The sequence below is a fragment of the Sphingobium sp. genome (genome assembly GCF_035511395.1).
GTDB lineage: Bacteria > Pseudomonadota > Alphaproteobacteria > Sphingomonadales > Sphingomonadaceae > Sphingobium.
In genome coordinates, this window is record NZ_DATKFP010000368.1 from 20,730 (window position 1) to 28,048 (window position 7,319).

A 7,319-nucleotide genomic window follows, 5' to 3' on the forward strand; every position below is an offset into this window, starting at 1 on the left:
TTGGTGGACGCACTAGGGCTCGAACCTAGGACCCGCTGATTAAGAGTCATTTTAGGGGGTGGCTCACCCAATTTCAGAGCGTATCAGTCAGCGGGTCCTAATGAAGAAAGGCCAGTAAAGCCTTGCCTTTTATCGTCTCTGTTATATCATCGCGTATCACCGGGCCACACCCTAGCGCAAGCGTTTTGTGGCCCCAGTGTGGCCCACAGCGTGGCCCACAGAACAGGGTTTTCGGCGAAGCAGCGGACATGGACAAGATTGAATTCACAGCAAAATGGCTCGATAATCTGAAGCCCGCACCCCCGGGTAGCAGGTATGAAATCGCCGATACGCATGTGAGTGGGCTGCGGGTCAGGGTTGGTGAGACACCTATCCCTGACGGCAAGCATCGCGGAAAGGCGGCCCAGATCGCCTTCGTGCTGGCCGCTCGATATCCGCCATCCACACAGCCGACGCGGCGGGTACTTGGCGCATACCAGATTGGCAGTCCCCACTTTTCGCTGCAGAACGCTCGGCAAAAGTCGATCGAGTGGAAAGCGTTGATCGCTGCGGGCATCGATCCGGCGAGAAAGCTTGAAGAGGAGAACGAAGCCCGCGAGGCGGAGCGCATGGCCCGTGAGGAGGCCGCTCGCGCTCGAAAAACCGTCGCCCAGATTCTGGACCGGTATGAGGATGAGAAGCTTGCCAATCTCAGGCGGGGGGCCGCAGTGCGCAGGGCGCTGGATGGGGGCAGGGGACTCTTCAGGGGAATGGCGGACCGAGAACTAAAATCACTCTCGCGCTCCGATATCGCCGAGGCCGTTCGCGCCCATGCCAAGCGATCGCCGATCTCGGCCAATCGCCAACTGGCCTATGCCCAGGCGTTCCTCAACTGGTGCGTGGGCGAAGAGCTGCTCTCCGCCAATCCCGCACTCTCGATCAAGAAGCCCTCGAAGGAGACGCAACGGGATCGGTTTCACACGCTCGATGAGCTCGCAGAGATCTGGGCTGCTGCCAGCACACTGGAATATCCGTTCGGACCGCTGTTCAAACTGCTGATCACGCTTCCCATGCGTCGGGAAGAGGTCGCGGCAATCCGCGTCGCTGAGCTGAATCTCGGTTCGGACAAAAGCTCTGGCTCGGCACAATGGGTGTTGCCGGCCGATCGGACAAAACGGGCGAACGCGCTGCGCATTCCGCTTTCATCCTTGAGCCGATCGATCCTCAAGGAGGCTCTCGCCGACCAGCAAAGGCCCAGGGGGTCGCCCTTCGTGTTCAGCACGACCGGCGAGACGTCCGTTTCTGGATTCACCAAGGCGCGCCGACGTCTCGACGCTGCGATCGCCGATGCTCGCAAGAGGCGGGCGCTCGATGCCGGAGCAGAGCCGCGATCGATGGATCATTGGACGGTCCATGATCTGCGAACGACATTCAACACTCATGCATGCGAACGCCTTGGCGTCGATGCCAATGTGGCCGACCGGATACTCAACCATGTCGCCACCGCAACGACATCAAAGATCATGCGGGTCTACAATAAGTCCGAGCTGTTCGAGCCCCGCAGGAAAGCTTTGGCTGACTGGGCAGCACTACTTGAAGCGGAGGTAATCTCAGCCGTGATCACCGATGGTGCGCAGGATGAGCCGACCGCCTCGGAATCGCTGACAAGTCTGGTCGATTAACAGTGATACCCTGGGGGGTCGGATATCCAGCGCGAAACGGCTGACTCATGACACCCAGCGCAGTTCGTGCTAAGGGCGATCTGGCGAGGGAATGTTCCAGCTGCGATCTTACGGTACAAGGTAGCGCGCGACAAACCTGTCCGATGTAGAACTTCCTCCACGCGGAGGATACGGTCTGTGACAGTCATTCCTGCAAACCTTCATAAGGTCTACCCGCATATAAGATTATGGATTGAATCGGGCGGTCGTTCAAGAGTGTTGGACGGATCGAGGACGATATACCGCCGATCGTAGGCGATAGGCCGGCCACGATTATTCTTCATCGCAGAATGCTGAAAGCCGTGCAGGTGATCAGTCGCGGATTGTTCGAAATGGCCCGCCGCATCAAGAACTATTGAAGCGAAATCTTTCAGTAGAACTCCAGATGGAAGATGCGGATCCGACCCTTGTCGTGTTCTGTTAGCCGATATGATCAAGTCAGCGCCGGTCCTTTACCGCGCCAAAGTCGATACCAAGGAACTGCCTGAATGCTATGTCAACGGTCGAGGTGAAAATGCTCTAGTCTGGAACGTCCGGCGGAGCTGGTTCCGGTAATGTCGCGACTATATTTGTCGAGATGCCGTTCGCGACCTGTGGTCGATCCCCGCACTGGCCAGGCTCTATGGCTTTCCATTTGGCCATCGCCGCCCGATCCCGGTAACATTGGCGTTACCCGTCGCCAAATTGAGGCGCGATTTGCGGTGCGTATACCTGCGCATCAGTTAGGACGGCAACAGTTCCGCCCGCTCGGCCCCATGGTGCGCAACCAGTTTCATAGGTTGCCCTCTCACCCAAAGCCGTTCGACCGTGATGTTCGTCCAACCGGCAGGCAGACAGACGGGCCGGCAAGGCCAGGTGAGCGGGTCCTCCTCCGTCATGCGAATGCCGGTCATCCCGAACAAAAGTCCCGTCAGCATTCCGCCTATGTTGGCCAGGAACGGCCCGGCGGGAACCTCGGAATCCGGGTGGTCCGGCCGATATTCCAGGCATTGCAGGAACCGCTTGGAATGGTAGTCGCCATAACCCTCGTCGAAAAGCGCCAGAGCCAAGTCGCGTTTGCCGGCCATGGCAGCCCATGTCGGATAGAAGGCAGGCAGCATCGGCGAGCCGACATAATCGCGCCATCGATTCAGGAAGAACGCCAAGGTCGCCGCTTGCTCCTGCTCAGAGGCAGGATAATCGAGCGGAAACAGACCGGCAAGAGGGGACGGAGTGGCCCCTTTGGGCTCGGTTACGCGGAAACCGTCATGAGTAGGGATGACGTCGTCGCGCCTCTGCGGAAGGTAGAGCGACCGCTGCAGGCTGTACCATGACGCTGGCACGTCCCAACCGTAATGTCCGCCGAGCTTGATCGCACGGTCGAGCACATCATGTGCCGCCATCAGCGTAAAGGCATCGTTGTTTGGCGGTACTTCGACTTCCGCCGGGCCCGTCGCGCGCATCAGTTCGGCGCCTCGATCCGTCATGACGAGCCGACTTTCCAGCCAGCGGATGACACCGCATATCGCTGGCCACCCGAACTCTTCAAGAAAGCGCCGATCGCCGGTCGCGGCGGCGTGGAGAGCGAATGCCCGCGCGACATGCAAGGAGATATGCGCTTCATGAGCGGCTCCAGGCCCATCGCCTGGGGTGGCCTCCTCCGCCGAAAGAGGAGCCGCCTGCCATGGAAAGCGCATGCCCTGATGGCCGTCTTGCTGCGCATAGCGCCGGGCGCCGTCTAGATGCCTGGCACGAAAATCGACCAGGCTGTGCGCCGCCGGAGGTTGGAGCAGCAGTAAAGGCGGGACGCAGAAGGCGTCAATGTCCCACATGACGTGTCCATAATAATAATGATAATTGGGCCAGCTAGCGAGGCCGAACATGGAGGTGGCAGCCGGCGAACCGATATGGGCCGAGCAGTTCATGTAGAAGAAGCCCGCGTCGATAATCGCCTGATGGCGCTCATTCGCGCCTGACACCACAATCCGAGCCTTCCACAGGTCCTCCCACAAGCTGCGATTGCTCGCGCGCAGCGCGTCGAAACCCCGCATGGTGCCGCGGGCGAGGCGGCGTACTGCCTCCTCGGCCGGACGGCTGTGGACGATGGACGGTACGAGTGCTGCCATCTGCCGCAACCTTATTGAAGTCCCGCTCTTGAGCGTGACGCGATATTCAGTGGCCAACGGGCCATGCGCATCTGCGGGCCTCATATAGGTGACGGCATCCATGTCGTCACACGCACTGTGATATGCTATGCCGCAACTGCTAAGTGAGCCGTCGGTGACCCATAGCATGGAGCCATCGGCAGTACTGCCCTCCTGCTGGCCCATAACCGCGCGGTTTTCGACGGCGCCACGAACGTCGGAGGCACTGATGGATGCACGCAGCTTCAGATCGCAACCGGTGGCCGACCGCACGACCATCTCCTGGAGGACGAGCGAGGGTTCACAACGGCTTGCGAAAGTCAAAACCTCGATACTGAGGGTGACTTGTTCGACCGCAAAATCGAAGCTGCTGGTCAGCTCGGCCGTTTCAAAATCATATCGTTGTTGCAGGTTTGCGACGGCCCAGGGTTGTTCCGACAACCACGCTTCGCCGACTCCGATGTCGCTCCCTAACGGGTAAGGCACGAATGCAGCCGCTTCGATCCGCTTTCCAGGATGAAGCCCTACGGTGCCGTTCACGATAGCCGAGCCGGCCAGCAGGGGTATTTCGCGAACGCGCAGGCCTACCATTCCATTGCCGACGTAGGCCGGTAGCCCGCCGTCGCGCGCGCCATATTCGATATCGGGACTGATGGGCCGTCCATGCATATAGGTTTCCCCTCACCGTTTGCACGATCCACGCAGGCGGTAACCGGACAGACCCCTTCGCCCCATGGGCGACCGTCCAACGACAGGACTGTCGCCAAGAAAGAATGCACGCCGACCGCACTTTTGCGGCAGCGATACTCAGCGCGCTTGCATGTCGGCAAGATGCCCGATGTGGGTTTTCACAACCGTGGCGATCTCGGCTGCTGCGGCATTGAGCGCAGGCGTATCTCCTGTTTCGGCATACCCCTGATGCAGCGCAAGCGCCGCTTCATGCGCGGTTTGTTGATGGCGCAGATACACCGTATCGACAGACGCGGCATCTGCGGTCTTGATCTGGTCGAGCATGGCCTGCTGGTCGGGCAGCAATATCGGGGCGGGGACCGTCAATTTTGCTTTTGCAGCAGCGGCTTTCACCTTGGCCGTAGAATCTTGATGTTGTTTGATCATCATCTTCGCAAATTCGGTGACCTTGGCATTTTTCGACTTGCCCAGCACGGCACGAGACGATTCGATCTCAAACAAATCACCCGCTCCGGCCTTGGCTATATAAGTCGGCGCGTCGGTCGGCGCGGGAACGGCCATGGGACTGGCGCTGTTCGCCTGACTCATTGGCGGGTTGCCACCGGGGATCGCTTCGTTCGCGGAAGTCTGCATCATCGAACCGTTACCAGCCGCATTGCCCTGCGGGCCCTGGCATCCCACGACAAGCAGCCCGGAAAGCACCATTGCGGGCAGAATGGTAGGCTTGTGCATATGTAATTCCTCTCTGTTGCATCACGCGATGTGCGCTAGGGTCATCCCCGGCTTCAGCACGATTTTCGTCACTTCGTTCTGCTGGTCGTGGAACATCCGATAACCTTCCGCAGCCTGTTCCAGCGGCATGCGGTGCGAAATCAGGAAGGTCGTGTCGATCTTGTCTTCCAGAATAGCCTGGAGAAGGGCTGGCATATAATGTTGCACATGGGTTTGGCCCGTCTTGAGGGTCAGACCCTTTTGCATGAAGGCGCCCAGCGGAAACTTGTCGACAAATCCCCCATAGACAGCCGGCATGGACACCCGTCCGCCCTTGCGACACGCCAAGATCGCTTGGCGGATGGAATGGGCGCGGTCGGTGCCGGTGAAAGTCGATACCTTGATCTGGTCCCAAACATTGTCGGCGAAAAAGCCATGGGCTTCCAGACCAACGGAATCGATACAGGCATCCGGGCCGATGCCGCCGGTCATCTCCATCAACGCTTCGTAGGTTTTCGATTCTTCGAAATTGACGGTCAGCGCGCCAAACTGGCGGGCCAGTTCCAGCCGATGCGGAAAATGGTCGATCGCGATCACGCGCTCCGCCCCCATCAGAAAGGCGGACTGCACCGCAAACAGACCCACCGGCCCGCAGCCCCAGACCGCCACCGTGTCGCCCGGTTCGATCTGTGCATTTTCCGCAGCCATCCAGCCGGTGGGCAGGACATCCGATAGGAACAGGACCCTTTCGTCCTCTATGCCGTCGGGAATGACGATCGGTCCCACGTCGGAAAAAGGTACGCGGACATATTCGGCTTGCCCACCGGCATAACCGCCCGTCATGTGGCTATAGCCGAACAGCCCGGTCATCGGCTGACCATAGGCGGGTTGCGCGATATCCTGATTATCGGCTGGCAAGCCATTGTCGCAGGCGGAATATTGATGCTTGTCGCAGTGGAAACAGCTTCCGCACGAGATGGTGAACGGCACGACAACCCGCTGCCCCTTTTGCAGCGTCGATTTCGGTCCCGTTTCGACCACCTCTCCCATGAACTCATGGCCCAGAATATCGCCCGCCTGCATGGTGGGGATATAACCGTCGTAGAGATGAAGGTCCGATCCGCAGATCGCGGTCGATGTGATTTTAATGATCGCATCGCGCGGATTGATAATTTCAGGATCATCCACCGTATCGACGCGAACGTCATGTTTGCCGTGCCAGGTCAGTGCGCGCATCAGTGCTTCTCCTCGGCCAGTTGGACCCGGGTCAAGGCCGCAGTGGCGATTTCGCCGGTTTCCATCAATTGTTTGAAACGCCGCAAATCCCTGCGCGCCTGAATAGCCGGCTCACGCTGGAACAGCTTTGCAATGACCTTGCCGACCAATCCTGCCGGCGGATCGTACAGGATCGTCGCGCTGACCCAGGTGCCCCGGCCGCCGGGTGCATCGAGAAAGTCGATACGGCCGCTATTGGGTACGTCCGCACCCTCCTCGGAGGCCCAGGCGATGGTCTCCCCGTCGCGCTCTTCGGTGATCGCAGCGACCCATTCCACGGTCCGGCCTGCCGGCGCCTTGACGACCCAACGATAGCGGCCACCTCCCAGATGCTCGATCACCTCCACATTTTCCATGAAGGAAGGCAAATTCTCAAGTTCGCGCCAATAGTTATAGAGGGCCTGGCGAGGGCGATTGATGGTGACCGTCTTGCCGATCAGCGCGCTGCCTTTGGGTTCCACCAGGTCCAGCGAAGCGTCCGCCAACCGATCGCTCTGTTTCGATGTCGTTACTGGCGCGTCATCGCCGCGGAGCGACGTCATGCTGTCGTCCATGATTGGCCTCCTCATGTTGTTGCCCCTGAAAAATGGCGCCCGGGGCAAGGCGTTCCGCGCTCTGGGCGATAATCCAGGAAAACCGCTCGCCCGCTAACATGGGTAAGTCCGGGTCGTGAGGTGGGAGAACCCGCAGCCTTCCTCCATCTTCCAGCTTCCTTTCTTTTTTTAAGAGCTTTTTCCCGCTTTCCACTGTATCTTTTTGGCTACGGGCTCCGCTTTGCTCCGCCCGCAGCCAAAAAGGATGCCGTTGCAATCGGGGCTAG

At 59.4% G+C, this 7,319-nt stretch carries 6 protein-coding genes; 1 reads left to right on the plus strand and 5 read right to left on the minus strand.

Annotated features, from left to right (window positions below; translation table 11 throughout):
- Positions 1 to 248: 248 nt before the first annotated feature.
- The gene (locus VMR39_RS25375; RefSeq protein ID WP_325420452.1) at positions 249 to 1,661 is read left to right on the plus strand and encodes an integrase family protein; all 1,413 of its coding nucleotides are present in this window, start codon (positions 249 to 251) and stop codon (positions 1,659 to 1,661) included.
- Here the strand turns inward: VMR39_RS25375 and VMR39_RS25380 are convergent.
- From VMR39_RS25380 to VMR39_RS25400, 5 genes are all read right to left on the minus strand, one after another.
- A complete protein-coding gene (locus VMR39_RS25380; RefSeq protein ID WP_325420454.1) occupies positions 1,658 to 1,849 on the minus strand; it encodes a helix-turn-helix transcriptional regulator in 192 nt (63 codons plus the stop codon). The two genes, VMR39_RS25375 and VMR39_RS25380, sit on opposite strands and share 4 nt — an antisense overlap.
- A 573-nt stretch (positions 1,850 to 2,422) precedes the next feature.
- Complete coding sequence (locus tag VMR39_RS25385) at positions 2,423 to 4,414, minus strand: hypothetical protein (RefSeq protein ID WP_325420456.1); 1,992 nt, start codon at positions 4,412 to 4,414, stop codon at positions 2,423 to 2,425.
- 216 nt (positions 4,415 to 4,630) lie between these two features.
- Positions 4,631 to 5,245 (minus strand): DUF4142 domain-containing protein, encoded by a 615-nt coding sequence (locus VMR39_RS25390; RefSeq protein WP_325420458.1) that lies wholly within the window; start codon positions 5,243 to 5,245, stop codon positions 4,631 to 4,633.
- A gap of 21 nt (positions 5,246 to 5,266) precedes the next feature.
- A complete protein-coding gene (locus tag VMR39_RS25395; RefSeq protein WP_325420460.1) occupies positions 5,267 to 6,460 on the minus strand; it encodes a zinc-dependent alcohol dehydrogenase in 1,194 nt (397 codons plus the stop codon).
- On the minus strand, positions 6,460 to 7,053 hold the full coding sequence (locus tag VMR39_RS25400; protein WP_325420462.1) for an SRPBCC family protein: 594 nt from the start codon (positions 7,051 to 7,053) through the stop codon (positions 6,460 to 6,462). The genes VMR39_RS25395 and VMR39_RS25400 overlap by 1 nt, the downstream gene beginning before the upstream one ends.
- Between the last annotated feature and the right edge of the window lie 266 nt (positions 7,054 to 7,319).